General features: G+C 72.4%; 25 protein-coding genes and 1 pseudogene. 12 read left to right on the top strand and 14 right to left on the bottom strand.

Features of this window, described 5'->3' with window-relative positions:
* Window positions 1-67 precede the first annotated feature (67 nt).
* Both ACYVDO_RS00350 and ACYVDO_RS00345 read left to right on the top strand, forming a co-directional pair.
* Window positions 68-1,906, top strand: a complete 1,839-nt coding sequence (locus ACYVDO_RS00350) for a SpoIIE family protein phosphatase (protein ID WP_460931878.1) — start codon at window positions 68-70, stop codon at window positions 1,904-1,906.
* Between the two features lie 163 nt (window positions 1,907-2,069).
* Window positions 2,070-2,462: a hypothetical protein gene (locus tag ACYVDO_RS00345; protein ID WP_460931876.1), complete on the top strand. Its 393-nt coding sequence runs from the start codon at window positions 2,070-2,072 to the stop codon at window positions 2,460-2,462.
* A gap of 578 nt (window positions 2,463-3,040) precedes the next feature.
* Here ACYVDO_RS00345 and ACYVDO_RS00340 read toward each other — a convergent pair.
* Window positions 3,041-3,826 (bottom strand): hypothetical protein, encoded by a 786-nt coding sequence (locus tag ACYVDO_RS00340; RefSeq protein ID WP_460931874.1) that lies wholly within the window; start codon window positions 3,824-3,826, stop codon window positions 3,041-3,043.
* Window positions 3,823-5,196: a wax ester/triacylglycerol synthase domain-containing protein gene (locus ACYVDO_RS00335; RefSeq protein WP_460931872.1), complete on the bottom strand. Its 1,374-nt coding sequence runs from the start codon at window positions 5,194-5,196 to the stop codon at window positions 3,823-3,825. The genes ACYVDO_RS00340 and ACYVDO_RS00335 overlap by 4 nt, the downstream gene beginning before the upstream one ends.
* Window positions 5,197-5,413: 217 nt before the next feature.
* On the opposite strand from ACYVDO_RS00335, the gene ACYVDO_RS00330 reads away from it, so the two are divergent.
* On the top strand, window positions 5,414-6,283 hold the full coding sequence (locus ACYVDO_RS00330) for an alpha/beta fold hydrolase (RefSeq protein WP_460931870.1): 870 nt from the start codon (window positions 5,414-5,416) through the stop codon (window positions 6,281-6,283).
* 16 nt (window positions 6,284-6,299) lie between these two features.
* Here ACYVDO_RS00330 and ACYVDO_RS00325 read toward each other — a convergent pair whose 3' ends face one another.
* On the bottom strand, window positions 6,300-6,755 hold the full coding sequence (locus ACYVDO_RS00325) for a nuclear transport factor 2 family protein (RefSeq protein WP_460931868.1): 456 nt from the start codon (window positions 6,753-6,755) through the stop codon (window positions 6,300-6,302).
* A gap of 274 nt (window positions 6,756-7,029) precedes the next feature.
* Here ACYVDO_RS00325 and ACYVDO_RS00320 point away from each other — a divergent pair, with 274 nt between their 5' ends.
* Window positions 7,030-8,478, top strand: a complete 1,449-nt coding sequence (locus ACYVDO_RS00320; RefSeq protein ID WP_460931866.1) for a wax ester/triacylglycerol synthase family O-acyltransferase — start codon at window positions 7,030-7,032, stop codon at window positions 8,476-8,478.
* Window positions 8,479-8,488: 10 nt separating this feature from the next.
* Here the strand turns inward: ACYVDO_RS00320 and ACYVDO_RS00315 are convergent.
* From ACYVDO_RS00315 to ACYVDO_RS00300, 4 genes and pseudogenes are all read right to left on the bottom strand, one after another.
* A pseudogene (locus ACYVDO_RS00315) lies at window positions 8,489-8,569 on the bottom strand (excalibur calcium-binding domain-containing protein); the annotation flags it as partial.
* A 72-nt stretch (window positions 8,570-8,641) separates the two neighbouring features.
* Window positions 8,642-9,265 carry a class I SAM-dependent methyltransferase gene (locus ACYVDO_RS00310; RefSeq protein ID WP_460931864.1) on the bottom strand — a complete coding sequence of 208 codons (624 nt, stop codon included), beginning with the start codon at window positions 9,263-9,265 and terminating at the stop codon, window positions 8,642-8,644.
* 103 nt (window positions 9,266-9,368) lie between these two features.
* Complete coding sequence (locus ACYVDO_RS00305) at window positions 9,369-10,025, bottom strand: response regulator (protein WP_460931862.1); 657 nt, start codon at window positions 10,023-10,025, stop codon at window positions 9,369-9,371.
* Window positions 10,022-11,167, bottom strand: a complete 1,146-nt coding sequence (locus tag ACYVDO_RS00300) for a sensor histidine kinase (protein WP_460931860.1) — start codon at window positions 11,165-11,167, stop codon at window positions 10,022-10,024. The genes ACYVDO_RS00305 and ACYVDO_RS00300 overlap by 4 nt, the downstream gene beginning before the upstream one ends.
* A 162-nt stretch (window positions 11,168-11,329) precedes the next feature.
* Here ACYVDO_RS00300 and ACYVDO_RS00295 point away from each other — a divergent pair, with 162 nt between their 5' ends.
* Together ACYVDO_RS00295 and ACYVDO_RS00290 are read left to right on the top strand one after the other, a co-directional pair.
* On the top strand, window positions 11,330-11,812 hold the full coding sequence (locus ACYVDO_RS00295) for a DUF6326 family protein (protein ID WP_460931858.1): 483 nt from the start codon (window positions 11,330-11,332) through the stop codon (window positions 11,810-11,812).
* An 87-nt stretch (window positions 11,813-11,899) separates the two neighbouring features.
* Window positions 11,900-12,109 (top strand): DUF6582 domain-containing protein, encoded by a 210-nt coding sequence (locus ACYVDO_RS00290; RefSeq protein WP_460931856.1) that lies wholly within the window; start codon window positions 11,900-11,902, stop codon window positions 12,107-12,109.
* 782 nt (window positions 12,110-12,891) lie between these two features.
* Here the strand turns inward: ACYVDO_RS00290 and ACYVDO_RS00285 are convergent.
* Complete coding sequence (locus tag ACYVDO_RS00285) at window positions 12,892-13,269, bottom strand: hypothetical protein (protein ID WP_460931854.1); 378 nt, start codon at window positions 13,267-13,269, stop codon at window positions 12,892-12,894.
* Window positions 13,270-13,534: 265 nt separating this feature from the next.
* On the opposite strand from ACYVDO_RS00285, the gene ACYVDO_RS00280 reads away from it, so the two are divergent.
* Window positions 13,535-14,041, top strand: coding sequence for a DUF6933 domain-containing protein (locus ACYVDO_RS00280; RefSeq protein ID WP_460931852.1), 507 nt, complete (start codon window positions 13,535-13,537; stop codon window positions 14,039-14,041).
* Between the two features lie 257 nt (window positions 14,042-14,298).
* On the opposite strand, the gene ACYVDO_RS00275 is transcribed toward ACYVDO_RS00280, so the two are convergent.
* The 4 genes from ACYVDO_RS00275 to ACYVDO_RS00260 form a co-directional block, all read right to left on the bottom strand.
* Window positions 14,299-14,622 (bottom strand): hypothetical protein, encoded by a 324-nt coding sequence (locus ACYVDO_RS00275; protein ID WP_460931850.1) that lies wholly within the window; start codon window positions 14,620-14,622, stop codon window positions 14,299-14,301.
* A 62-nt stretch (window positions 14,623-14,684) separates the two neighbouring features.
* Window positions 14,685-14,888, bottom strand: a complete 204-nt coding sequence (locus ACYVDO_RS00270) for a tyrosine-type recombinase/integrase (protein ID WP_460932660.1) — start codon at window positions 14,886-14,888, stop codon at window positions 14,685-14,687.
* 52 nt (window positions 14,889-14,940) lie between these two features.
* The gene (locus ACYVDO_RS00265) at window positions 14,941-15,222 is read right to left on the bottom strand and encodes a hypothetical protein (protein ID WP_460931848.1); all 282 of its coding nucleotides are present in this window, start codon (window positions 15,220-15,222) and stop codon (window positions 14,941-14,943) included.
* 40 nt (window positions 15,223-15,262) lie between these two features.
* On the bottom strand, window positions 15,263-16,960 hold the full coding sequence (locus ACYVDO_RS00260; RefSeq protein WP_460931846.1) for a M28 family peptidase: 1,698 nt from the start codon (window positions 16,958-16,960) through the stop codon (window positions 15,263-15,265).
* Window positions 16,961-17,125: 165 nt separating this feature from the next.
* On the opposite strand from ACYVDO_RS00260, the gene ACYVDO_RS00255 reads away from it, so the two are divergent.
* Window positions 17,126-18,295 (top strand): CaiB/BaiF CoA transferase family protein, encoded by a 1,170-nt coding sequence (locus ACYVDO_RS00255; RefSeq protein ID WP_460931844.1) that lies wholly within the window; start codon window positions 17,126-17,128, stop codon window positions 18,293-18,295.
* 17 nt (window positions 18,296-18,312) lie between these two features.
* Window positions 18,313-18,924: a hypothetical protein gene (locus ACYVDO_RS00250; RefSeq protein WP_460931842.1), complete on the top strand. Its 612-nt coding sequence runs from the start codon at window positions 18,313-18,315 to the stop codon at window positions 18,922-18,924.
* Window positions 18,925-19,006: 82 nt separating this feature from the next.
* On the opposite strand, the gene ACYVDO_RS00245 is transcribed toward ACYVDO_RS00250, so the two are convergent.
* Both ACYVDO_RS00245 and ACYVDO_RS00240 read right to left on the bottom strand, forming a co-directional pair.
* Entirely contained in the window at window positions 19,007-20,323 is a 1,317-nt protein-coding gene (locus ACYVDO_RS00245) for a fatty acid desaturase family protein (RefSeq protein WP_460931841.1), read from the bottom strand.
* A 105-nt stretch (window positions 20,324-20,428) separates the two neighbouring features.
* Window positions 20,429-21,535: a ferredoxin reductase gene (locus ACYVDO_RS00240; protein ID WP_460931839.1), complete on the bottom strand. Its 1,107-nt coding sequence runs from the start codon at window positions 21,533-21,535 to the stop codon at window positions 20,429-20,431.
* A 157-nt stretch (window positions 21,536-21,692) separates the two neighbouring features.
* On the opposite strand from ACYVDO_RS00240, the gene ACYVDO_RS00235 reads away from it, so the two are divergent.
* The 3 genes from ACYVDO_RS00235 (at window position 21,693) to ACYVDO_RS00225 (ending at window position 24,077) form a co-directional block, all read left to right on the top strand.
* Window positions 21,693-22,904: a PucR family transcriptional regulator gene (locus ACYVDO_RS00235; RefSeq protein ID WP_460931837.1), complete on the top strand. Its 1,212-nt coding sequence runs from the start codon at window positions 21,693-21,695 to the stop codon at window positions 22,902-22,904.
* 107 nt (window positions 22,905-23,011) lie between these two features.
* Window positions 23,012-23,362, top strand: a complete 351-nt coding sequence (locus ACYVDO_RS00230) for a PadR family transcriptional regulator (RefSeq protein ID WP_460931835.1) — start codon at window positions 23,012-23,014, stop codon at window positions 23,360-23,362.
* Window positions 23,352-24,077, top strand: coding sequence for an HAAS signaling domain-containing protein (locus ACYVDO_RS00225; protein WP_460931833.1), 726 nt, complete (start codon window positions 23,352-23,354; stop codon window positions 24,075-24,077). The genes ACYVDO_RS00230 and ACYVDO_RS00225 overlap by 11 nt, the downstream gene beginning before the upstream one ends.
* Window positions 24,078-24,145: the final 68 nt, after the last annotated feature.

The following is a 24,145-nucleotide window of genomic DNA, read 5'->3' as shown; positions in this document are numbered from 1 at the left end:
GCCTCAACCCGATGGCCTCCACGCGCGAACGTGCGCAGCTGCCTCGTTCTTCTGCAAGGGACGACGGATGGCACTAGGGACGGCAGCGCCGGAGGGTGACGACAGCGGTCCGTCGCGCCTCGTGGCGCTCTCGGCGGTGACCGCGCACCTGGCCGAGGCCGACGACCTGGCAACCCTGTCCGACGTCATCACCCGTGAGGCGGGCCGGGTGCTCGAGGCCGACGCCGCCATCGTCGTGGTGCGTGAAGGGGCCCGGCAGCTCCGCGCCCACGGCACGGTCGGGCTCAACCCCGAGCAGATCACGCAGTACTCGCTCTTCGACATCGACCTCGAGGGACCCCTGGGCGAGGCGGTCCGCACCGGGTCGGTCGTCCGCATCCGCGACCGGGCCGAGCTCGTCGCCCGCTACCCCAGCCTGGACGACGGCGTGGAGCGGTCGTCGGTCACCCTCCCGCTCCTGCGACGCGCCGGCGACACGCAGGCCCTGGGGGCCATGGCGTTCCGGTTCGACGACCGGTGCGTCCACCTCGCCGAGGACGAGCTCGCGGTCCTGTCCGTGCTGGCCGACGTCTGCGCCCAGACCGTGCTGCGGCTCGCCGCCGAGGCGGAGCGTGCGGACCAGCAGGCACGGCTGCAGTTCCTCGCCGACGCCTCGACCGTGCTCGCGTCGACCATGGACTACTATGAGACGCTCACCCAGGTGGCCGGCCTCGCCGTGCCCTTCCACGCCGACTGGTGCGCCGTCGAGGTGCTGGAGGACGGCGTGCTGCGCAACCTGACGGTGGCCCACGTCGACCCGGACAAGGTGGCCCTGGCCCGCGAGGTCCAGTCGCGCTGGCCGTCGGACCCCGAACGCCCCAGCGGCTCGGCCGTGGTGGCCCGCACCGGCGAGAGCCTGCTCGTCGAGGAGGTCACCGACGAGATGCTCGTGGCCGGCACTCTCGACCCTGAGCACCTGCGCGTCGCCCGCGAGCTGGGGCTGCGCAGTGCGCTGTCCGTGCCGCTGCGGGCGCACGAGCGCGTCCTCGGGGTCCTGACCTTCGTCGCGGCGGAGTCGGGCCGGCGCTACACCGCGGCCGACGTGCCCTTCGCCGAGGACCTCGGGCGTCGGGGCGGCCTGGCGATCGACAACTCCGAGCTGTACTCCGAGAGCCGCCGGGTCACCGCGGAACTGCAGGCCACCCTGTCACCGCAGGAGCTCCCGGTGCTCGAGGGGTGGGAGTTCGCCGACCTCTACCAGCAGTCCGGCCGGACGGAGGTAGGCGGCGACTTCTACGACGTCGCGGTCCTGCCCGACGGTCGGCTCGGCGTCGTCATGGGCGACGTGATGGGCCGGGGGGTCGACGCCGCCGTCGCCGGGTCGCGCCTGCGCGGCGCCACCCGCATCCTCATGACCCAGGACTCCGACCCCGCAGCCCTCGCCAGCGCGGTCGACCGGTACATGGAACGCGAGGCGCTGATCCCCCTGGCCAGCGCGGCCTACCTGCTGCTCGACCCGGAGGCCGACCTGGCGACCGTCACCCTGGCCGGCCACCCGCCGCCGCTGCTGGTCCGCGCGGACGGCAGCACCGCGTACATGGACCTGGCGCGGTCCCCCCTGCTGGGCATCGACCCGGCCGTCGCGCCTACCCCGCGCTCGGCCGCGGCGTTCCCCTTCGGGACAGGCGACACGCTGGTCCTGTTCACCGACGGGCTCGTCGAGCGGCGGGGTGAGGACATCGAGCGAAGGCTCCAGCAGCTCGCCGGCACGATCGGCGAACGCGCAGCTGACGGTCGGCTGGCCGGCGAACCCCTCGGCGAGACCCTCGCAGCCGTCGCGGACTCCATGCTCGGCACCGAGCGCCGCGACGACGTGGCGGTCCTGGCCCTCCGCCGACGGGCTGCACCGAAGCCGTCACCGGCCTGACCGCGGAGGAGGGCCCTGCCCCTGCATCTCGGCAGGCCTGGGGTAGCGGATACGCATACGACGGATGGTGGAGTGCGCACCGCCCCGCGACGGAGGACAGTCGACAGTGGTCGGCCTCGTGCCGGACCTCGGGTGGGGCCGGCCACGACCAGCCACAGCGGCGGTGCGCCGCGCGGTCCTGGCTGCGGTCCAGGGCGGCCTGGTCGCCGGCCAGCGCCTGACCCCGGACGACACCGCTCAGCTGGCCCGCCTCGTCGTCCTCGGCGAGCGGCGCAGCCCCAACGCCTTCCTCGGTGCCTGCCAACCCGCCGCGCTGGTGGCGCTGGCGCGGGCGGTCATCCACAGCGAGGAGTGCTTCGGCCTCTTCGGTCGGTATGCCGTGTGGGACGGCCTGGATCCCGAGCCGGAGGAGGAGGGCGAGTGGGCGAAGGCCGGCTTCAACCCCGACAGCGGGCGCTGGAACCCCGCCCGGCAGGTCCCCGTGGACGCCGACGGGATCGTCGGCTACACCGGTGGGGGAATCGGGGGAGATGGCGGGGGTGGGGGCGGGGGCTAGTCCAGAGCTGGCACACCTCTCACCCGGATGGTGGATGCACCTGCTGCAACGGAGGGTGGATCCTCGTGGTGCGGCAGGGCGCCTTGTCCGTCCCGCCGGCTCAGGGGCTTGCTGCGGGACGCGTCGCCGCACCGGCAACGAGGGATGGCCGGTGCGGCGACGGCACTGGCCCCCGCACCCGACCGGTTGCCGCCGGGACTCCCCCCTGCGCCCCACCTGCGGTCTCGGCGGGCCGCCGCGGCTGCCATCTCGCAGACCCGCCCCCGCCCCCTCCCCCTCTCCCCGCGCACTCTCGGCGGCCCGATTTCCCCGCCATTCAGGGGTTATGGGATCGGCCGTTCGGCTGATTTCGACGCCGCGGCCGGAGCCTGGCCGGGCCACCCTCGTTGCACAGGTCCGCACGACAGCACCGACGGAAGTGGCCTGGCACATGGACGACGCGGACGAGACGACCCCAGCGGCCGAGCTGACGGACTCCGCCCTCCGGCAGGAGATCGAGCTCCTTGGCGAGCTCATGGCGAGCGCTGCCGCCGCCCTGCAGCCGCTGGGCCAGGCGGAGATCGACCGCGCTCTGCACGTCACCCCTGCGACCAGCGACGCCGAGGCGCCGCCCGATCCGGGTGCGGGGGCCCACACGCTCCGGTAGGCGAGGGCTGTGCCGCGGCCAGCTGCCCGGGACCGGTGGCCAGCCGTTCGAGGTTGCGGAACTGGCGCGTCTGCAGGAAGAGGTGGAGGAGCTCACCGAGCACGACGTTCAGCGCACGACCCAACGGACAGGGCGAGCCCCGGCTCCGGGTGCGGACGACGAGCCGCGTCGCCCCTCCCTCGACCGGACGGAGGTGGAAGCCCCACATCGCGTCCACCCAGGCCCGGGGCCGCAGGCTCGCGCCGGGGTCGAGATCGAGGCCGGTGAACATGCCGTAGGTGGAACGCAGCACGAGGGTCCGGGCCGGTTCCAGGGCAGCGACGACGAAGGTGCCGGGCGCCCGACCGGGGGCCGACGTGCGGGCCACGCGCTGCCCGACCTCGAGGTGTTGCCACTCGGGCACGATCCGGTCGGCGCTCGGCCTGCCGTGGTTGTCCAGCCAGTCCCGGCTGTACCAGCCACCACGGTCACCACCCATCTGGACGAGCCAGGGCCACAGGACCTCAGGCCTGACCGGCAGCGTGGCCGCCATGGTGGCTCCTCCCGTGGGGACGGGGACCAGTTCGTCACCCGGGTAGGAGGCCGCCTGCTCCGCCGGCGTCGCGCCCCACCGGAGGATCCGCGGCCGCACCCAGAGCAGGTATGCCGTGGTGCCCGCGGCCGTGATGGCCGCCGCCACCGTGGTGGCCGGGTGTGGACGGTGCGGTCGTGGCGTCACCGCGAGCCCGCCTGCTGTGCATGGGCGCCCATCAGCGCCCTCAGCTCCTCGAGCGCGCCCGCGGCGACGACGTCCACGTCGGGCTGCAGCGCGGCGTCCGCCACCACGAGGAGGTCGAACCGGCCGGCATACGACATCGCACCGACGCCGAGCGTGACGTTGCCCACGAGGTTCACGAGCGGGAACAGCTCGAGCACCTCTGCGCCGGCCAGCCGCAGCCGGGAGGTCGGGCCGACCAGGTCTGCGCTGGTGACGTTGACGCGCTGGCGGATGACGAGCTTGAGCAGGTATCGGCTGACCACCCTGCTGCGGAAGGTCGTGCCCAGCGAGGGCCTGGTCAGCGCCTTGCGCCGGGTCATCGCGGACGTGATCCGCCGCAGGCGTGCTTCCGGGTGCGGCAGGCCGACCGGCAGGCGAACGGTGATCTGGCTGATGTCGTTGCCCTGGGGCCGGTCCTCGTGGCCCCGGCGAAGCGACGTCGGGACGTCGACGGGCAGCTCCAGCCCCTGGACGTCCTCGCCGCGGCTCAGCAGCAGCGAGCGCAGGCCCCCGGCGATCATCGCCAGGAGGACGTCGTTGACCGTGGCCCCGTGGGCCTTGGCCACCGTCGTGACGTCGGCGAGGTCGCAGGCGGCCACGGCCAGTGCCCGGTCCTGGCCGATGACCCCGTCCAGGCTCGTCCTCGGCCCCGGCGGCCCGGTCATCAGCTCGCGGGTCGCCGGCCCGGCAGCCCGCAGCGACCGGAGGGACCTCCCGGGCCGCCGGACCCAGGTCGACGCCCGGCGGATCGACTCGCCCGCGCGGCGCACGTTGTCCAGGAACAGCTCGGTCGGCGTCGGTCGGTCACGCAGCACCCACGGATGCGGCGCGGCGCCCCGGTCCTCGCCCGGGTCCAGCAGGGCGGCGAGGGTGGCGAGCCCGGCCATCCCGTCGGCCACCACGTGGTGGAGGCGCAGGAACAGCCCGACCCGGCCGTCGGCGAGGCCCGGCAGGAGCCAGACCTGCCACAGGGGCAGCGCGGCGTCGAGGCGTCGCCGCCGCAGCCGCTCGACGGTCGCGAGCAGCTCGGCATACCCGCCGGGCGCCGGGACGTGCGCCTCACGCACGTGCCTGCGCACGTCGAAGGACGGGTCGTCGACCCACAGCGGCCACCCCAGGCCGCGCGGCGGGGTGAGGAGGACCTGCCGCGACCGGGGCAGGACGTGGAGTCGGCGGCCAACGGCGGCACGCACCTCGTCGAGGCGGATGTCGCCGCCGGTGTCCAGGAGCGGCCCTCCCTCGAGGACGGCGACCACGCCGACGTCCTGCGCCCACGTTGCGTCCATCCACAGCACGATCCGGTCGTCAGCGGTCAACCTGTCCACGCGCATCGCTGCAACCCTCGCCTCGTCGGTGTCATCCCCTCACCGGTGTCCTCCCAGCCTCGCCACAGCCCCCGGCGGGCTCCCGGGCCGATCGTCCCGACACTGGGACGTTCGGCTCTGGCCGCCGCCCCCTGTCCGCCCGCACCGTGACCGGACAGGAGGAGGGATGGCGAGGATGTCGAGGACCCGGGCGAGGGCCGCGCTGCCGGGCGGGGGTGACGGCATGCCCACCCTGAAGCGGCGGAAGGGGCAGTGGCCGCGGAGGATCCGGCTCGGCGACGTGTCGCTCCACGTCGACGTGGTCGGTCGAGGCGACCCCCTCCTGCTGATGCACGGCGGTCCGAGCGCCGACCTCTGGACGCTCTCCACTTTCCGCCGGCTCGCCGACCGGTTCACCCTCGTCTTCTACGACCACCGGTGCAACGGGCGGTCCGTCGGGGTGCCGGCCAGCACCATGACCTGGCCGAACCTCGTCGGTGACGCGGAGGCGCTGCGCGAGCACCTCGGCTTCGAGTCGTGGGCCGTCCTCGGCCACTCCTTCGGCGGGCACGTCGCCCTCGAGTACTCCCTGCGCCACCCCGACCGCGTCTCCCGGCTCGTCCTCATGGACACCGGCGCGGACAGCGGCTGGGCGCGCGACCACGCGCCTGAGCTGCTGGTCCGGCGAGGCGTCTCGCCCGACAGGGCGGCGCTGGTCCGACGCTGGTTCACCGGGGACTTCAGGCCGCGCGAGTACCCCTTGATCATGTGGCGGATCAGCAGCCTGTACGGCGGCACGGCCGGCCTGCGCGGCGTGGTCCGGGAGGTGGCGGGCGGCGGGTGGCGGTCACGCATCCGGCCCCAGGCGCTGCTCCAGGCCGGCAGAGTGCTCATGCCCGCCTGGTCGGTGGTCGACCGCCTCGGGGAGATCGGCCAGCCCACCCTCGTCATCGCCGGGGACCGCGACTTCGTCTTCCCGCCGGAGTGCCAGACGCAGCTGGCGCAGGGGATCCGCAACTCCCAGCTCGTGCTCGTCGAAGGTGCCGGGCACGACCCCCAGGACGAGCAGCCGGACGTCGTGCTGCCCGTCGTCAGGACCTTCCTGTCCTCCTGAGGCTCACTCGAGAGTTTCACTCGGGCGCGCGGCTCACGGGCCGGGCATCGGGGTCGGGGTCGCTGTCGCTGTCGCTGTCGCTGTCGCTGTCGGCGGGAGCCCACAGCGCGTTGACGATGCGCCAACGGCCTTCGCACCGCGCGAGGTGCAGGTAGTCGACGTACACGTCGCCGACGACGTGGACGTCGGCGATGCCGCCGTGCACGTGGTTGACGGAGATCCGGATCCACCTGCGGTCCGGCGGGTGTCGGGTTCCGGCCCCCTGGGCGGTGGCCTCGACCATGTCAGCGCAGCCCAGGGTCTCCACCGCCCCGGTCGGCTCGGTGACACTGCGCTTCACGAGGTCGGGATGGAGGGCACGGCGCATGCGCTCCGGGTCCTGGTCGAACCAGCCCTCGTAATAGTCCCGGACCGTCTGCTCGATCGCTCCCACCACCGCCGGGTCGCCGGACGCGCCAGGGCTGGACCTCACGGCGCACCTCCTCTCCCGCACGGCCGAGCCACCGAACCGTTCCCCCGAGTATCCGCCTCCCCCTGCCCTGTCCGACAGAGACGGCGAACCGCCCGGTCCTGGCGTCCGCTCGGCGAGGCCGCCCGGTTGGGGTCGAGTCCGCACGGCTGTCGAGGTGGCCCGGCACGCGGGGACCATCGTCCCTACGTCGCCGGGGGGTGACTGCCGGAGGCTGGCTGGGACGGGAGCCGGGGCGGATCGGACCCCGGAGACACAGCGACGCCCGGGAGCCGCCATGGCCGGAAGCACGCGCAGGCGCACCGAGTCGGTCGACGCCATCTGGCTCAGCATGGACCGGCCGAGCAACCGCATGGTCATCGTCGCGCTGATGTTCCTGGACTCACGGCCCGACTGGGACGAGGTCGTCCGGCTGCTGCAGGCCAGGGTCCTGGACCGGTACCCGGTCTTCCACCAGCGCCCGGCGCCTGCGCCGTTGGGTTTGGGCCTGCCCCTCTGGGAGGACGACCCCGCCTTCGACCTCGACCGGCACGTCAAGCGGCTCACCCTCGCCGAGCCGGGTGACGACCACGCGCTGCAGTCGCACGTCGAGGACCACCTCCACCTGTCGTTCGACCCCCACCACCCGCTCTGGGAAGTGCACCTCATCGACGGCCACGGCGACGGCGCGGTGGTGTTCAGCCGGACCCACCACGCCATGGCGGACGGCATCTCGCTGGCGCGCGTGCTCCTGTCCCTCACCGACTCGCTCACCGACGAGGAGGGGGCGGCCAGCCGGGGTGGCACCCACGGCCGGAGCCGCACGTCACCGCGGCTGCACGTGGCGGCCGCCGAAGATGCGGCACAGGCGGCCCCGGCCGACGGCCACGCCCTGCACCAGCTCCGACTGGTGCCCACGGTCACCACAGGGGCCGCCCTGGTGCGAGACGGGCTCGGCCGGATGAGGCGGCTGGGCACGCCGGCGGGCGGAGCTGCGTTGGTGCAGAGCGGGATCCGCACCGTCGAGGTCGTGGGCCAGCTGTTGCTGACGCACAGCCCACCGAGCGTGCTCAGTGGCGAGCCCTCGGCATACAAGCGGGTGGTGTGGACCCGCCCGCTGCCCCTGGACGCGCTCAAGGAGGTGGCGCACCTCGAGGGTGGGACGCTCAACGACGTGCTGATGGGCGCCATGGCCGGCGCGCTGTGCCGCTACCAGCAGGAGCACGGCCGAGCGCCTGTGGACCTCGTGACGATGGTGCCCGTGAACCTGCGCCGGCCGGACCGACCGCTGCCGCCGTCGCTCGGGAACCGGTTCGCGCTGGTGTTCTTCACCTACCCCAGCGGCACCACGCGGCTGCTGGCCCGGCTGGCGGAGACCAAGCGCCGGATGGACTGGCTCAAGCAGTCACCCGAGGCGCCACTGACCTTCGCGCTCATGGGCCTCATCGCGCGGACCGTGCCGCCGGTGGAGCGGGCGCTGGTGGACTTCTTCGCCGACAAGGCGATCGGCGTGACGACCAACGTCATGGGCCCGACCTCGCGACGCGCGCTCGCGGGGGTGCCGGTGGGCGGCGTGCTGGGCTGGGTCCCCGGGTCGGGTCGCCAAACTCTCGGGACGTGCATCTTCACGTATGCCGGGAGCGTCCAGGTCGGTCTCATGGCCGACGCCGCGCTGGTCCCGGACCCGGAGGCCCTGCTCGCCGCGTTCGAGGACGAGGCGGCCGCCCTCGTCCGACTGGCCGACTGAGGGGCTGCCGTTAGTTCTCGCAGGCGACACCGTCGCCGTCGCGGTCGAGCTTCCTCGAGTACCCGGGCTCCCCGGCCATGATCGGGGCGGCGCCGGCAGCGCGTGAGCCTCCTCGGCTCGCGACCCACGACCACGAGCGGCCAGGGCACGGACTACGAGCGCCTCAGGCGCCCTTGGTCGCCGTGCACAGGAACACCCCGAACTCGCGGTCGCCCTTGAGGATGGTCGTCGCGTCGATGAACTCGACGTCGACGAACCCGGCGTCTGCCAGCCGGTCGGCGAGACGGCGCCTGTCGAACCCGTGGTGCCCGTCGAAGTGCGCCTTGTCGGCGTGGAAGGCGCCGTCGGGGTCCTCGTCGAGGTCCGCGATGGCGAGTCGACCACCGCTGACCAGGAGTCCCGCCACGGACCGCAGCAGCGCGTCGAGGTCGTGGACGTGGTGCAGGGCCATGGAGCTCCACGCCACGTCGTACGGGCCGTCGAGCGGGTCCGTCGTGAGGTCTGCCTGGACGGCGCGCAGCCGGTCGCTCAGCCCCGCCGCCGCGATCCGCTCTCGCGCCACCTGCACCATCCCCGCGGACGGGTCGGTCACGACCACACTGCCCACGCGGTCGGAGAGCAGGATGCTCAGCCGACCGGTGCCACCGCCCACGTCGAGCGCACGCGTCCCAGGAGTGAGGGTGACCGTCTCCTCGATGGCCCGGGCCACCGCGACCTGACGCTTCTCGTGGCCGGCGTCGTCGTCCCACGTCGCCGCGACCTCGTCGAAACCCTCGTGTTCGTGCATGCGCTCGACCCTAGCGCCGCCTCCCCAGAGACACGCGCCGCAGGCAACGGCCCGGCATACCGACGTCCCGACCGGGCTCGCCTGCCCTCGGGGGCAGGAAGGGCTAGTCGGCCCTCACGCGCCTGGTGGCGTAGGCCCACATCGCGATCTCGACGCGGTTGCGGGCGCCGAGCTTGGCCATCAACGAGGCGACGTGGGCCTTGACCGTGCTCAGGCCGACGTAGAGCTCGGTGGCGATCTCGGCGTTGGTCCGGCCCCGTGCCACCAGCGCGAGCACCTCCTCCTCGCGCGGGGTGAGCGGGTCGATGGGCTGGACCGGTACCACCGGGGCCTGGTCGGCGAACGTCGCCAGGAGCCGGCGGGTGACGTTGGGGGCGATGAGCGCGTCCCCGCTGGCAGCCGCATGGATGGCCTGCACGAGGAGCTCCGGCCCGGCGTCCTTGAGCAGGAAGCCCCGGGCGCCGGCGCGCAGGGCGCCGAGGACGTACTCGTCGAGGTCGAAGGTGGTGATCACGACGACCGCCATCGGGTCCGCCACATCCGGCCCGGCCAGGCGCCGCGTCACCTCGACGCCGTCGAGCCCGGGCATCCGGATGTCGACGAGGAGGACATCGGGACGCAGCCGGGTCGCCAGGTCGAGCGCCGCGAGCCCGTCCGCCGCCTCCCCCACGACCTGGAGGCCGGGTTGCGCTCCGAGGATCATCACCAGCCCGGTCCGGACCAGGTCCTGGTCGTCGGCCACGACGACACGGATGCTCATGCCGGCGCCTCCACGGGCAGCACGGCCTCGACCACCCAGCCGCCCTCGGCGCCCGGGCCCGCGGACAGCGATCCACCGAGGAGCTGGGCGCGTTCGGCCATGCCCCGCAGGCCGAACCCGGGCTCCGGGGCCGGCCCCGGCTGGGTCTGTCCGTCGTCGCTGACCCGCAGCCTCACCGCGTCACCCTCGCGGCGTACGTCGATGCCGACGTGGGTCACGCTCCGGGCATGGCGTATGGCGTTGGTCACCGACTCCTGCGCGAGCCGGTAGAGCGCGGCGTCGACGGGTTGTGCCAGCCGGGTCAGCGGACCGTCCAGCGAGACCTCGACGGTGGGTGTCCCGTCGACACGTGCCAGGGCAGGCAGGTCCGCGACGCCCGGCAGCGGCGAGTAGTGGACGGCTTCCTCCTCGCGCAACACCCGCACCATGGACCGCATCTCCGCGAGGGTTCGCGACGCCTCGGACTCGATCGCAGCCAGCACCTCTGCAGCCTTCTCGGGCTGGAGGCCGGCCACCACGCCACCAGCCTGCGCCTGCACCGCGATGGCCGACACGTGGTGGGCGACGACGTCGTGCAGCTCCCGCGCCAGCGCCACCCGCTCCTCGTTGCGGATCTCGCGCTGCTGGCGACGCCAGAGGTCCGCGCGGTAGCGGAACACTGCCGCGAGGGCGACGACCAACAGCACGAGGACGCTCCCGCCGAAGACCTCCGCCCAGCCCGCGGAGGAGGCATCCATCCCCAGCGCGACGACCACCGTCACGAACGCCGCCCCCAGGACCATCTCCCGTCCCGAACCCCACCGGACCAGGGAGTAGAGCAGGACCAGGACGGCCAGCATGGAATAGAGGTCGAGGTCACCGGGGGACGCAGCCAGCTGGAGGACCGAGAGCAGCCCGGCGACGCCCCACCCGACCAGGGCGGCCACCAGGGGGCGGTGCCGGCGCCAGAGCAGGGCAGGCACCAGCGCCAGGGCGAGCACCGTCACCAGGGCGCGCCAGGCCAGGCCCGGCCGAGCGATGCCCTCGACCAGGACGGCGAGCGTGAACCCGCCCACCAGCAGCCAGTCGAGCCGACCGACGGGCGGGGCGTCGGCAGGTCGTGGCTCGTCCCAGAGGGACCGCCGGCGCCGGACAGTGACCACGGCTCGAGCCTAGGGATCGGCGCGACCCGGCGTACCCGCCGAAAGTACAAGAGGGCGACCCTGCCATCGGCCAGGCGAACTGCGGCCTCCGGGCCGACGAGATCGCCGCCGGCTCCGGCCATCGTGGAGGCACCGATCCCCACCAGCGAAACGGAGCCCGTCGTGAGCACCCGCCAACCCACCACAACCACCCTCGAGGACCAGCGGATCCCGTTGCGGGTCAGACTCGCCGCCGCGTGGACCAGCTTCATGTTCCTCTACGCCTACGTGGACATCCTCGGCTTCTACACGCCCGGCACCATCACCGACATCCTCGACGGCAAGGTCCACACGTTCGACCTCTCGCAGACCTTCTCGATCTCAGCGCTGGCCCTCGTGGCCATCCCGATCTTCATGGTCGTGCTGTCGACGACGCTGGCCGCCCGGGCGAACCGCATCACGAACCTCGTCGTTGCCTCGCTCTACGTCCCCGCCACGGTCTTCAACGTCGCAGGCGGGTTCTACCTGTACTACTACGGCTGCGGCGTCGTGCTGGAGCTCGTCCTCCTCGCCCTCATCCTGCGGTATGCGTGGACCTGGCCCCGTACCGCGACCGTGGCGACCAGCCCGGGCCGCCAAGCCGTTCACGCACGGCAGCACGCGTGAACCCGAGCCTCGACAAGGGCAGGACCGGTGGTTGGGGGTGCGCCAAGTGGGTAACACACGACCAGATCCTCAGGAAGGGAGACCATGGTGTCCAAGGACCTCAGCAACAGCAAGAACCGCGACAGGCTGAAGAAGTCGTCGTTTGCGCTGCCAGAGCAGGAGAAGTACCCGATTCCTGACATCGAGCACGCGCGGAACGCACTGGCCAGGGTGGCCCAACACGGATCCGCTGACGAGAAGAAGAAGGTCCGGGCGGCCGTCGAGAAGAAGTATCCGAGCCTGAAGAGCGACGACTGAGGGGTTCACCACCCGTCAACGGCCCGCACCTCCATCGGACGGCTGGGCCGTTCGATGGAGGTGCGGCAGGAGGGTCTGGGGACATGAAGGCTGCGCGACTGCGCGACCACAGCACGTGGGACCTGGCCCTCGCTGCCCTCACGTGGGCGTGACCGCTGTCGCGGCAGTCTCCGAGGCCACCCGTCGGATCTCCGGCCGCGTGCGCGGCCGACACTCGCTGCAGGTGTCCGGGAACTGAGCTGGTCCGACCTGGCGGGGAACCGAAGGCCGTGCCGAGGCGTCTCGGCCAGTATGACGACGTTGGGGCTCGCAGCACGAGGCTCGACCATCTCAGCGTTGTTGGTCGCGTTGACCGCCTGTAGCGGCGGCCAGGTGAACCACGCCGATACGGACGCGAGCCAGGTCGTCACTCGACCGGCCGACTCGGGCGGCCCCTTCTCGCTGTACACGCACTGCGGCATCGACGAGCTCCGGCTCGGTGACCACTTCTACGAACGCGTGGGTGGTCCACTCGACGACGGAAGTGGCAATCCCCCCGTGGATGGGACAACCCGTACGAGACGGGCCGCCTCAGCCGTCGCGGCGACCTCGTCATCTTCACTGACCCCAAGGGGCATCAGGAGGAGCTCAGGCTGCGGCCCGGCGCGACGGACTTCAAGCACATCTGCAGTTGAACAGAAGCCCGGCGCATGGCCGTCAGGACCAGGCGCCTGCTTGCGGCGCTGGGACCGCTGGCGCGCTATGCGACCCGGAGCCATCGAACCGAAGCTCGCGGGCATGGCCTAGAGGCACTTGACCCGCAGTGGCACGGGCCGTGCACCCCCGTTGGCCCCGGCAACCCACAGGAAGCCCACCTCGACGGGGGTCTTGTTGCCGGGTTCCTTGAGGCACGGCGGATCGCCGTCCCCTTCGGCGCTGTCCGTCTCCCACCACAGGTTGTCGGCGTGGAGCGTGAGCTGGGTGCCGTCCTCAGCGTCGAACATCACGAGATCGTTCTCGCTGTTGGCTCGCACAGCGATGCCTTGCTTCACCTGCGGATGCTTGGTGCCCCACGGCGCTCGCAGACCGGCATAGCCCCCCACGGCGACCGCAAGCACCAGCACGAGAACGCCGATCGCAAGAGTGCGCGGCGGCCACGATTGGCGGTTCGGAGTCGTCATGCCGCTCAACGTAGATCACCCGATGGACAGGACGCCGTTGGCACGCGCACCTCATCGACCACGACAGTGCGCTCGCGAGGTGCACGCCCGAGCACTCTGGCACGCGTTTTCACACCTTTTGTGGGGGCGGCGGCGGTGACCCGTCCACCCATGACACCCAGAACGCTTGCAGGTTTGCCGCCACTTTGGCTGCGGCGGGTGCGCTGGCAGGCGGCGGATAGACGCGCTTGTGCCCCCGTCGGCAAAGCCGTGGATGATGGCTCGCGTGGTCATCGTCCGGGGCACCCGCAAGTTCTTGATGCGTGTCTCTGGACCAGTGGCAGGCGAGGCGGGAAGGTCCACAACCATGCTGGGCGATTGGTACGCCACCGTGCTGCCCTGGCGCCCACGTCAGATCGCGCTGCTGGTGAGCGAGACCACGTTGCTGCCGGTGATCGTGCCGATGGCGCCGGCGTCGACACTGCTGGAACGCTTCCCGACCTCGCTGGCTGCCGTCCTTCGCCGACACCGTGTCGATGAGACCGTGATCGCGATGGAGTGCAGCGAAATGGTCGACTATCGCGTGGGTGTCACCCAGAGCAGGAGCGTGATCGGGTCGATGAATGAGTTCACGCACCTGGCACGTGCCTACCGTGCGGACCAGGAGGACCTAGACCTGCTCGAGTTGTCTTTGCGGCTGTCGAGGGTTCCATGCGGCCCGCTGTACCGGCGACATGTCAGTCCCGACCGGGAGCTTCTTGCCGTGGTCCAGTCCGCCACCACGGATGGCTAGACGGCTCCGCGCGGTGGAGTGGTGCAGGTCAGGCGGAGTGTTCTCGGTCGAGTCGTTCCAGGATCCACGACCGGACCAGTGTTGATGCAGGCAGGTGCTTGGCAGCTGCGACTCTTTGAACCTCGGCTTCTTCCTCGGCGCTGAGTCGGACTGAGTACACCTTCTGGCGGTTTGGCCGCCTACCCGCAGAGTCCGCGGGGTAGGCGTCGTCCTTGGTTTGTTCGGATTCGCGCCGGAGCCGTCCAGCCAGTGCTGGATCAATCGTCTTTGCCATCGTCGTCTCCTTGCCTATAGAGCCTTAGGTCTGCCCCCGTGGCCGGCCATGCGTTGATGCCGTGCAGGTCACCGTCGAGGTCGCGGTAGGCGATCACGACCAGCACCCGCCCTGCAGATTGGGAGTGGCCGATGAACCGGGATGCTCCGATCCGGGATTTCGGGTCCGGTTCCAGCGCCAAGAGGTCAACGTCCGACATGACCTCCTCAGTCCATTCTCTTTCGATTCCGACCCCGTCGGCGTATCGCTGGCCGCGAGAGCGGATATAGGCGATGGAGTCGGCGTCCCACCAGAGCTCTTCACCCACTCCAACAGTGTAGGTCATGGTCCTACGATGTACTACGAAATGGTGGACTGAGCAGGGGGCGCTCACACGCCGGCGACGTATGCGGTGAGGACATGGCCGCCGTGGCGGTCGAGGTTGCCGCGAGCCCGGTCGTAGTGCTCGTTCGTCCTGGGGTCGGCATGACGGGCCAAGATCTGTGCATCGCGCAGCGGGACGCCGGCGTCAAGGACGTTTGTGATCGCGGCATGCCGCAATGAGTGCGGGCTGATGTGTCGCGGGATCCCGATGCGACGACGGTAACCCCCGCCCGAAGCGCCGAAGCGGCGAAGTGGGACGGGCTCACCGGCCGGACTGGGCAGGGTGGGTCCGGGCCCAGGCGACGATGTCGTCGGGCTTGTTGATCGCCGTGCCGTCGTCGAGGACGAGCACGGGAACGAAGTAGGAGCCGGTGAGGGCGTGGACCTCCCGCCTCACCCGGAACTGCAGGAACGACGGCAGGTGCTCCTGGCCTCGCGCCTTGACCACCTCGGGGTGGTGGCCGGCGTCGACGAGCGCCTGGTGCGCCTTGTGGCAGTCGTGGTGGTCGCTACCGCCGGTCCCCCAGCAGATGTAGAGCTTCATCGTCGTCCTCCTCGATTCCGGCCCGAAAGGCGTGGCACCGTCAGCTGTCCGTCGCTCCCCGGAGCCTGCCCACCGGCTGCTGGGTCGAGTGCGGGAGGGCGTCGCCGCGGCTCCCCGACGGCGAGGCGAACGCCTGCTTGTCCCACGCCATCTGGCCGACCATGTCGGCGAAGGTCTTCGCCATGAACGTCAGCACCTCGGGGTCGTTGTCGGCGAGGTTGTCGCACCAGCGGAACGGGTTGTCCACGCAACCCCCGTCCACCCCGGGCACGGCGCCCTCGTAGTTGCCCTCATGGCCGCCGAACAGTGCGACGTCGGACGCGAGCTTGCAGCAGTCCTGCCCCGTGAGGACCCCACTGGCCGGGATTCCCGCGAGCTGGAACATGACGGCGTCCGTGCCGTCGGCCGAGAACAGCAGGTGGTTCTTCCGGGTCGACTCCAGGTAGCTGATCGCGTGGTCCCGCGCGACGCCGGACGGCCCCAGGATGCTCGGCGGCACCGGGGTTTCCGGCTGGCGTCGGAAGAGCCCGACCCCGTCCCTGGGGTCGATCACCCCGGCCACGTAGTTCGGGGTGGCCAGGACGTCGGCGTCCAGGTCGTACTTGACCTTCGCGAGCTCCTGGGGCGACAGGCTGTTGACGTAGTGGTCCGACCCGAGCAGCCCGAGCTCCTCTCCCCCGAACCAGACGAAGCGCAGCCGGTTGCGGGTCGGCGTGTTCGCCAGCTGCTGCGCGATCTGGAGGATGGCAGCCGAGCCTGACGCGTTGTCGAGCATGCCCGCGCCGTAGATGGCGTCGAGGTGGGCGTCCACGACGAGGACATTGTCCGGGTCCCCGCCCCTGGAGTCGGCGATGACGTTCCAGTCCGTCCGCTTCGGGTCGTCGACGGTCTTCACCTCGACGGTCAGGACGGGAGCCGCGCCCGGGACGTACTGCGCCAGGAGCTGCTCGCCCACGGCATACGAGGTGAAGAGCACCGGGATGCGCTCGGCGTCGGACGGGGTCCCGGCGAAGAGGCCGGTGCGTCCGCGGTTGCCCTCGTTGAAGATCACGGCTGCCGACGCGCCGGCCGCTGTGGCGTTCGCGACCTTGAGGGTGAAGTCGCAGGTCCCCCGCTGGATCAGCGCGATGCTGCCCCGGACGAAGCGGCTGAAGTCCGAGGGGCGGCACCCGCTGGCCGAGCTCGGGGTGGCCGTCGGCGGCACGACCATGCCCCCGGCCGGCTGGACCCTGGCCGTCACCGTCCCCGCCACGGTCCCGGGGTTGAAGTCCGCACCGAGACGGAACGCGTGCGGGCTCGGCGACACCCTGCGCAGCACCGGCGTCCCCACCCAGCTGAAGTAGTGGAACGTGTACTCCTGCAGCCGCACGTCGTACCCGGCGGCCCGCATCACGTCGGCGACGTAGTCGACCGACGCCTTGTACCCGGGCTCACCGGTGCTGCGCGACGGGTGGCCGTCGGCACCGGGGTGGGCGTCGGCGATCTGCTGGAACCGGACCATGTGCGCCCACAGACTGGCCCGGGTGACGCAGTCGACGAGCTTCTGCGGGGTGTCGTTGACCCGGTGGGCGCAGGTGGCCAGGTCGGCGTCGGGCGCGCCGGTCGCGTCCACCGCCGTTGCCGCGACAGGCCCGGTCCGGTGCGCCCACGAGACCCAGGCCGTGATCCCCGCCGCGAGCACCGCGACCGCGACCAGCACGAGCAGGGCCCGACGCGAGCGGCCGAGTCGCAGGGCCATGGCATCCCCCTTCGGCGCTCGCGGGCCCGGCCGGCCGCCGCGGACCCACCCTCATGCTCCGCCGTCCGCAGCGAATGCGACACCCCTTCCACGTCACGACCCGGACACGCCCGTGCCGGCCCCGATCCCTCCCCGGGGGAGCGGCCGCGCTGACAGGATGAGCCCGTGAGCGCACCGCTGGAGGACATCACCGTCGTCGACCTGTCCCGCGCCCTCGCGGGGCCGCACGCCGCGATGATGCTGGGAGACATGGGAGCCCGCGTCATCAAGGTCGAGTCGCCCGGCACCGGCGACGACACCCGCGGGTGGGGTCCGCCGTTCGTCGGACCCGAGGACGACCCGGTCTCGACCTACTACCTCAGCGCGAACCGCAACAAGGAGTCGATCACCCTCGACCTGAAGTCCGACGAGGGCCGCGCCCTGCTCACCCGCCTCGTCCGGAACGCCGACGTCCTCGTCGAGAACTTCCGCCCCGGCGTCCTGGACCGGCTCGGCTTCCCCGTCGAGCGGCTGCACGAGCTCAACCCCCGCCTCGTCGTCCTGTCCATCAGCGGGTTCGGCCACGACGGACCCCAGGGCGGCCGACCCGGCTACGACCAGATCGCCCAGGGCGAGGCGGGCCTGATGTCCGTCACCGGCCCCGACCCCGACACCCCGCAGCGCGTCGGCGTGCCGATCGGCGACCTGCTCGCCGGCATGTATGGCGCGTACGGCGTCGTCGCCGCCCTCCACGAGCGGTCCCGCACCGGCCACGGCCGCGTCGTGCGGACGAGCCTGCTCGCCGCCATCGTCGGCGCGCACGCCTTCCAGGGCACCGCCTACACCGTCGCCGGCCACGTCGGACGCGCCCAGGGCAACCACCACCCCAGCCTCTCCCCCTACGGCCTGTTCCACTGCCAGGACGGCGACATCCAGGTCGCCTGCGGCAGCGAGTCCCTGTGGGTGCGACTGGCCAACGCCTTCGGCATCGACCCCGCCGCACCCGGCATGGCCACCAACCGCGAGCGCACCGTCAACCGCGACCGCGTCACCGCCACCCTCAACGCCGCCTTCGCCGACCACCCGCTGTCCGAGCTGCTCCCCCGCCTTGCCGAGCTCGGCATCCCCGCCGGGGAGGTCCGTACCATCGACCGCGTCTACGACTGGGACCAGACCCGCTCGCAGGGCCTGGTCATCGAGGTCGACCACCCCACCCTCGGGACGGTCGAGCTCCCCGGGCCGCCGATCCGCTTCGACGACAACGGGTATGCCGGGGGGCGGGCCGAGCACCTCGCCCCACCGACGCTGGGCCAGCACGACGAGTCGGTCCGGAAGTGGCTCGACGAGGTGGACTGAGGCGGCACACTCCCGTCATGGGGGTAGGGGGAAGCACCACGGTGGAGGCGGCCGCGACGCCTCGCCCGCGACGGCGGTGGGGGCCGCGGGTCGCCGCGGCGCTGGCCGCGCTCGTGGTCGTCGGGTTCGTCATGGCGGCCACCGGCTGGGGCACCGGCGACGGGCCGCTCGGGCCACCGCCGGGCTACGGCGCCGGCATCTCGCGCGACGTCGGCGACGAGGTCACCGAGGGCGCCACGGTGCTCGTCAACGACGGCTGGTTCGCCGCGCGCATCGAGAGCATCCGCCCGCTGCCCGTCGGCGACGCTGCCGCCGGCGCACCCGTCACCGCGGTCGAGCTCGCACCGATCCGGCCGACGATGGTGGGCATGGCGGACGGCCCCGGCTACGACACCGTCGGACCCGACACCCGCAGGGCCGCCAGGGGATACGCCATCGACCCGCCGCGGACGCTGGGCCACGCCGGCACGGCAGAGGTGCTGGTCCGGCTCAGGGTCGCCCAGCCGGGGACCTGGCACTACCGCGGCTACGAGGTCGTCTACCGGTCCGCCGGCATCCGGCACCGCATGGTGGTGCAGGTCGACCTGCGCGTCTGCACGCCGCGCGGCGCCGACTGCGATCCAGGCTGACTGGTCCCCCTGCCCATGGTTCGAGGTGTTCGCCTACCGCTTCCCGGTAGGCGAACACCTCGAACGCACAGAGCGCGCTGCGTCAGGCCGTGCGGGCCTTGCCGCTCCCGCGCAGCTTGCGACGCATCCGCTTGCCGACGGCCTCGGCGGCGATGCCGACGCGGGTGCGGCCCGGCTGCGGGTTGGGCAGCGCGAGGGTGACGACCTGCTTCCACGCCGAGGCGACCTGCTTGGGCAGCGGGCCGGTCGTGTAGGACAGGCCGTAGCGCTGGCAGATCTCCTGGATGCGCGGGGCGATCTCGCCGTACCGGTTGCTCGGCAGGTCCGGGAACAGGTGGTGCTCGATCTGGTGCGACAGGTTGCCGGTCATGAGGTGCATGGCCTTGCTGCCGCTGATGTTGGCCGAGCCGACCATCTGCCGCAGGTACCACTCGCCGCGCGTCTCGCCCTCGATGGAGGACTTGGCGAACGTCTCGACGCCCTCGGGGAAGTGCCCGCACATGATGACCGAGTGGGTCCACACGTTGCGCACCGTGTTGGCGACGAAGTTCGCGCCCATGGTGTGGAAGAACGACGGCCCGGACAGCAGCGGGTGCAGCAGGTAGTCCTTGCGCGCCTGGCGGCCGATCTTGCGCAGCACCTTGCCGGCGTCGCGGCGGAACGTCTCCTTGTCCTTGCCACGGCCCTTGACGTAGGCGCCGACCTCGAGGTCGTAGGCCGCGATGCCGTACTCGAAGAAGAGCATGTTGACGAAGTTGTAGACCGGCTGGCCGAGGTACGACGGGGTCCAGCGCTGGTCCTCGTCGACGCGCATGATGCCGTAGCCGAGGTCGTTGTCGCGCCCGATCACGTTGGTGAACGTGTGGTGCAGCTCGTTGTGCGAGTGCTTCCAGAACTCCGACGGGGACGCGTTGTCCCACTCCCACTCCTGGCTGTGGATCCGCGGGTCGCGCATCCAGTCCCACTGCCCGTGCATGATGTTGTGCCCGAGCTCCATGTTCTCGAGGATCTTGGCGACCGAGAGGCCGGCCGTCCCGACGAACCACGCCGGCGGGAAGAGCGAGAACAGCAGCACCGCGCGCGAGCCCATCTCCAGGCCGCGCTGCCACTTCAGGACCTTGCGGATGTATGCCGCGTCGCTCGCACCGCGCGAGTCGAGGACCTCCTGGCGCAGGGCGTCGAGCTCGGCGCCGAGCGCCTCGATCTCCTCGGCGGTCAGGTGGCCGGCCGGGTCGGGCTTGCCCGACGGCTTGGACACGTGCCGGCGCTCGGTGGTCACGGTCGACAGGCGGCTGTTGACCGAGGTCGTGCTCCGCGGCGCGCGGGGCGTGCCGGCGGCCGCGCCGTCGATGCTCAGGTCGAAGTCGTCGGTGGTGGTCTTGCGGGCGGTGGCGGTCATGAGTGGGGCTGCTCCCGTTCTGTGGGGGGTCTCAGAGCTGGGTCGGGTGGGTCGCTGTCGCGACGCCGAGGTCGGTGGGGCGCGGCGTCCTTGCCGGCCCGGTGGTCAGAGGTCGATCTCGCACTCGCCGGCGGCGGCGGAGATGCAGGTCTGGATGCGGACGCCGTCGCCCTCGCTGGCGATGGTCAGCTCGCCGTTGCGCAGGTCGCGCACCGCGCCCTGCTTCAGCGGCACGACGCAGCCGAAGCAGATGCCCATGCGGCACCCGGAGGGCATGAGCACGCCGGCCTCCTCGCCCGCGTCCAGGATCGGGGTGGCGCCGTCGGCCTCCACCACGGTCCCCTGCCGGCCAAAGGTCACGGTGCCGCCCTCGCCCTCGGCGATGACGACCGGGCGGAAGCGCTCGGTGTGCAGGCGCTCGGCGAGGCCGGCCTCGGCATACGCCTCCTCGAAGGCGTCGAGCAGGCCGGTGGGCCCGCAGGCCCACGCCTCGCGGCAGCGCCAGTCGGGCACGACCTCGTCGAGGTCGGCCGGGGTGAGGATGCCGTCGGTCTCGGTGTGCCGCTCGACGAGCGTCAGGCGGCCCTCGGCGGCCCAGCCGCGCAGCTCGGCGCCGAAGACGACGTCGTCGCGGGTGGGGGCGGAGTGGACGAGCACGACGTCCTGCAGCTCGTGCAGGTGGTTGCGCAGCATGCCCATCACGGGGGTGATGCCGGAGCCTGCGGTGACGAACAGGGCCCGGGCCGGCGCCTGCGGGCCGAGGGTGAAGTCACCGGTCGCCTGGTCGAGGTGCACGAGGGTGCCGGGCTGGAGGGCGCGGACGACGTGGTTGCTGACCTTGCCGTCGGGGATCGCCTTGACGGTGATGGACAACAGACCGTCGTGGGTGTCGACCGGACTGGTGAGCGAGTACGCGCGCCAGTTGCGGACGCCGTCGACGTCGACGCCGATCCGGATGTACTGGCCGGGGACGTGCCCGCGCCAGGCGCGGCCGGGGCGCAGGACGACCGTGGCGGCGTCGCGGGTCTCGGGGGTGACCGAGACGACCCGGGCGCGCAGGTCGGCACCCGCGCGCAGGGGCGCGACGAGGTCGAGGTAGTCGGAGGGGAGCAGGGGGTGCACGACGGCCTCGGCGACCCGCCACAGGGCAGTGCGCAGGGGACGCCTCGTGGGCGCCGTCGACGCGGTGCGAAGTGGGAGAACTGCGGTCATGGTTCCATGATGGCTGCCCGGGTAGGCTAGTTTCCTGACCGCACCGCGTGAGTTCTGCGCAGATTGTTGTTCGCAAAGGACAAAAATGCCCACACCTCCCCCGCTTGACCCGCCCGCCCCAGGAGCACCTCCCCCGCTGGACCCGCCCGCCCCAGCAGTGCCGCCCCTGCCTGCCGGTACGGGGTCGACCACCGAGCGGGCTGCCGGCCTGACCCTGCCACCGGACATCCTCGCGCGCCTCAAGGGCGCCCTGCCCGGCGTGGCCACCCACGCCGTCGAGGCCATCATCGAGGAGGTCCCGAGCTACGCCAGCGCCCGGGAGTACCTGGTCGGCAACATCGAGGCCGCCGTGCAGGTGGCCCTGGGCACGTTCCTGTCGATCGCGGCCCGCTCCTCCGACCCGAGCACCCCGCTCGGGCCGGCCCTCGTGGCGTCGTACGACCTCGGCCGGGGCGAGGCGCGCAGCGGCCGGAGCATGGACGCGCTGCTGTCGGCGTACCGGATCGGGGCCCGGGTCTCGTGGCGCGGCCTCAGCGAGGAGGCGGTGCGGGCGGGGATGAGCGCCGAAGCGCTGGCCCGGTTCGCCGAGCTCGTGTTCGCGTACATCGACGAGCTGTCGGCCGCGAGCGTCAGCGGCCACGCCGACCAGCTCGCGTCGGCCGAGCGGCTCCAGCAGCGCACGCTCGAGCGGCTCGCGCTCGACCTGCTCCGCGGCACCACCGAGGAGGTGGTCACGCGCCGCGCCGAGCGCGCCGGGTGGGACCTGCCGCGGACCGTCACCGTGCTGCTCGTCCCCGACACGGAGACCCACCACGTGCGCTCGCTCGTGGACGGCCGCACGCTGGTGCTCGCCGAGGACGTGCCGGGCGTCGATCCCTCGGAGGACGTCGTCGCCCTCGTGGTCCCGGGCCTCACGCCGACCACCCGGCGCCGGTTGGTGCGCGGGCTCGGGGGCCATGACGCCGTGGTGGGACCGACGGTCCCGTGGCGCGAGGCCGCCGCGTCGCACGGCCGCGCGCTGCGGGGGCGCGTGGCCCGCGGGAGCGAGCACACGGTATACGACACCGACGCGCACCTGGCCGAGATCGTGCTGGCGGCCGACCCGCAGGCCCGGGCCGACCTGCGCGCCAAGGCGCTCGCGCCGCTGGACGACCTCACCCCGGCCGCGCGCGAGAAGCTCGAGGAGACGCTGCGGCTGTGGCTGCTGCTGCGCGGGCGGCGGGACCCGGTGGCGGAGGCGCTGTTCGTGCACCCGCAGACGGTGCGCTACCGCGTGGGGCAGCTGCGCGAGCTGTTCGGCGACGCGCTCGACGACCCGCGCGCGGTCGGTGACCTGCTCGTCGCGCTCGGCCCGGTGCCCGCGAGCTGAGCCCGTCGAGGGCGGGTCGAGCCCGGTGACGCCGGGCTGAGCCCGGCGGGTGCCGGCGGGGGCAATGCCCTTGCCGGGGTGGCGACGGAGCGGGTATCTTGCGTCGCATGGTACCCGGCGACGACACCATCCTGACGCAGCTGCGTCGTGGTGCGTTGGAGTACTGCGTGCTCGCCCTGCTCGAGGGGCGCGAGCTCTACGGCCTCGACCTGGCGCGCCGGCTGACCGCCGGGGGCGTCCTGCTGGCGAGCGAGGGGACGCTCTACCCGCTGCTCGCGCGGCTGCGCAAGGCGGGCCTCGTCGAGACCAGCTGGCAGGAGTCGAGCGAGGGGCCGCCGCGCCGCTACTACGCCCTGACGGCCGAGGGGCGCGAGTCGCTCGCCTCCTTCCGGCGCACGTGGAAGCCGTTCCGCGACGCCGTCGACACGACACTCTCCGGGGGACCGCATGACCGCTGACACGACCCACCCGCTCGCCGCCGCCTACCTGCGTGACCTCGAGCTGCTGCTCCACGGCATCGACGCCGGCGAGCGGGCCGAGGTGCTCGCCGGGGTGCGCGAGCACCTCGACGCGGTTACCGGCCCCGGCGCCACGGACGACGACGTGCGGGCGGCGCTGGCCGAGCTGGGTCCGCCGCAGGCCATCGCCGACGAGGCGTATGCCGGCCGGCCGGGTCCGGTGGTCCTCACCCCTCCCGCTGCTGCGCCCGGACTCGTGCCGCCGCGGCGACCCGCGCTCTCGGGGACCTGGGTGCCGGTCGTGGTGGGCGTGCTCCAAGGGTTGTGCCTCGTCTGGACGTTGTTCGTCGGCGCGTCGCTGCCCGCCATGGCGGCCGAGGCACCAGAGCCGGACACCGCGGCCCTCATCCTGCACCCGGTCGAGCTCCTGGTCCTGACGCTTCTGGGCTCTCCCTGGCTCTGGATCCCGGCCGTGGTCCTCACCGGGCTGTCGCCGCTCTGGCGCCGGGACGAGAAGCTCCGCCTCGCCCTGACCGTCCCCGCGGTGGCGGTGCTCCTCGGCGCTGCGCCGTGGGTGGTGTGGCGACTCACCGGGTCGACGACCGGCGTGGAAGTTGGCGTCTGGACTGCTGTCGGCGCAGGCCTGGCGCTGGCGACCTGGGTCTTCTGGCACGACCTGCGCGCCGGTGCCCGAAGGGCTCGCGAGCTGGCCTGAGCGACCCGTCTCGGCCGCCCACATCTGCCAACGACCGCCCCGCCGTTGGGCAGGTCCTGACGACGTCA

The organism is Phycicoccus ginsengisoli, from assembly GCF_054779295.1.
Note: the sequence above shows the minus strand (reverse complement) of the source record. Positions and strands in the feature narration are given on the sequence as shown.

Bases quoted from the DNA above. Each gene is read 5' to 3' on its own strand.
- ACYVDO_RS00250 (WP_460931842.1), top strand. From the start codon at position 18,313: ATGGGGGTAGGGGGAAGCACCACGGTGGAGGCGGCCGCGACGCCTCGC.
- ACYVDO_RS00230 (WP_460931835.1), top strand. From the start codon at position 23,012: ATGGTACCCGGCGACGACACCATCCTGACGCAGCTGCGTCGTGGTGCG.
- ACYVDO_RS00320 (WP_460931866.1), top strand. From the start codon at position 7,030: ATGGCCGGAAGCACGCGCAGGCGCACCGAGTCGGTCGACGCCATCTGG.
- ACYVDO_RS00265 (WP_460931848.1), bottom strand. From the start codon at position 15,222: ATGAAGCTCTACATCTGCTGGGGGACCGGCGGTAGCGACCACCACGAC.
- ACYVDO_RS00225 (WP_460931833.1), top strand. From the start codon at position 23,352: ATGACCGCTGACACGACCCACCCGCTCGCCGCCGCCTACCTGCGTGAC.
- ACYVDO_RS00330 (WP_460931870.1), top strand. From the start codon at position 5,414: ATGCCCACCCTGAAGCGGCGGAAGGGGCAGTGGCCGCGGAGGATCCGG.
- ACYVDO_RS00240 (WP_460931839.1), bottom strand. From the start codon at position 21,535: ATGACCGCAGTTCTCCCACTTCGCACCGCGTCGACGGCGCCCACGAGG.
- ACYVDO_RS00305 (WP_460931862.1), bottom strand. From the start codon at position 10,025: ATGAGCATCCGTGTCGTCGTGGCCGACGACCAGGACCTGGTCCGGACC.
- ACYVDO_RS00260 (WP_460931846.1), bottom strand. From the start codon at position 16,960: ATGGCCCTGCGACTCGGCCGCTCGCGTCGGGCCCTGCTCGTGCTGGTC.
- ACYVDO_RS00245 (WP_460931841.1), bottom strand. From the start codon at position 20,323: ATGACCGCCACCGCCCGCAAGACCACCACCGACGACTTCGACCTGAGC.
- ACYVDO_RS00350 (WP_460931878.1), top strand. From the start codon at position 68: ATGGCACTAGGGACGGCAGCGCCGGAGGGTGACGACAGCGGTCCGTCG.
- ACYVDO_RS00310 (WP_460931864.1), bottom strand. From the start codon at position 9,265: ATGCACGAACACGAGGGTTTCGACGAGGTCGCGGCGACGTGGGACGAC.
- ACYVDO_RS00285 (WP_460931854.1), bottom strand. From the start codon at position 13,269: ATGACGACTCCGAACCGCCAATCGTGGCCGCCGCGCACTCTTGCGATC.
- ACYVDO_RS00335 (WP_460931872.1), bottom strand. From the start codon at position 5,196: ATGCGCGTGGACAGGTTGACCGCTGACGACCGGATCGTGCTGTGGATG.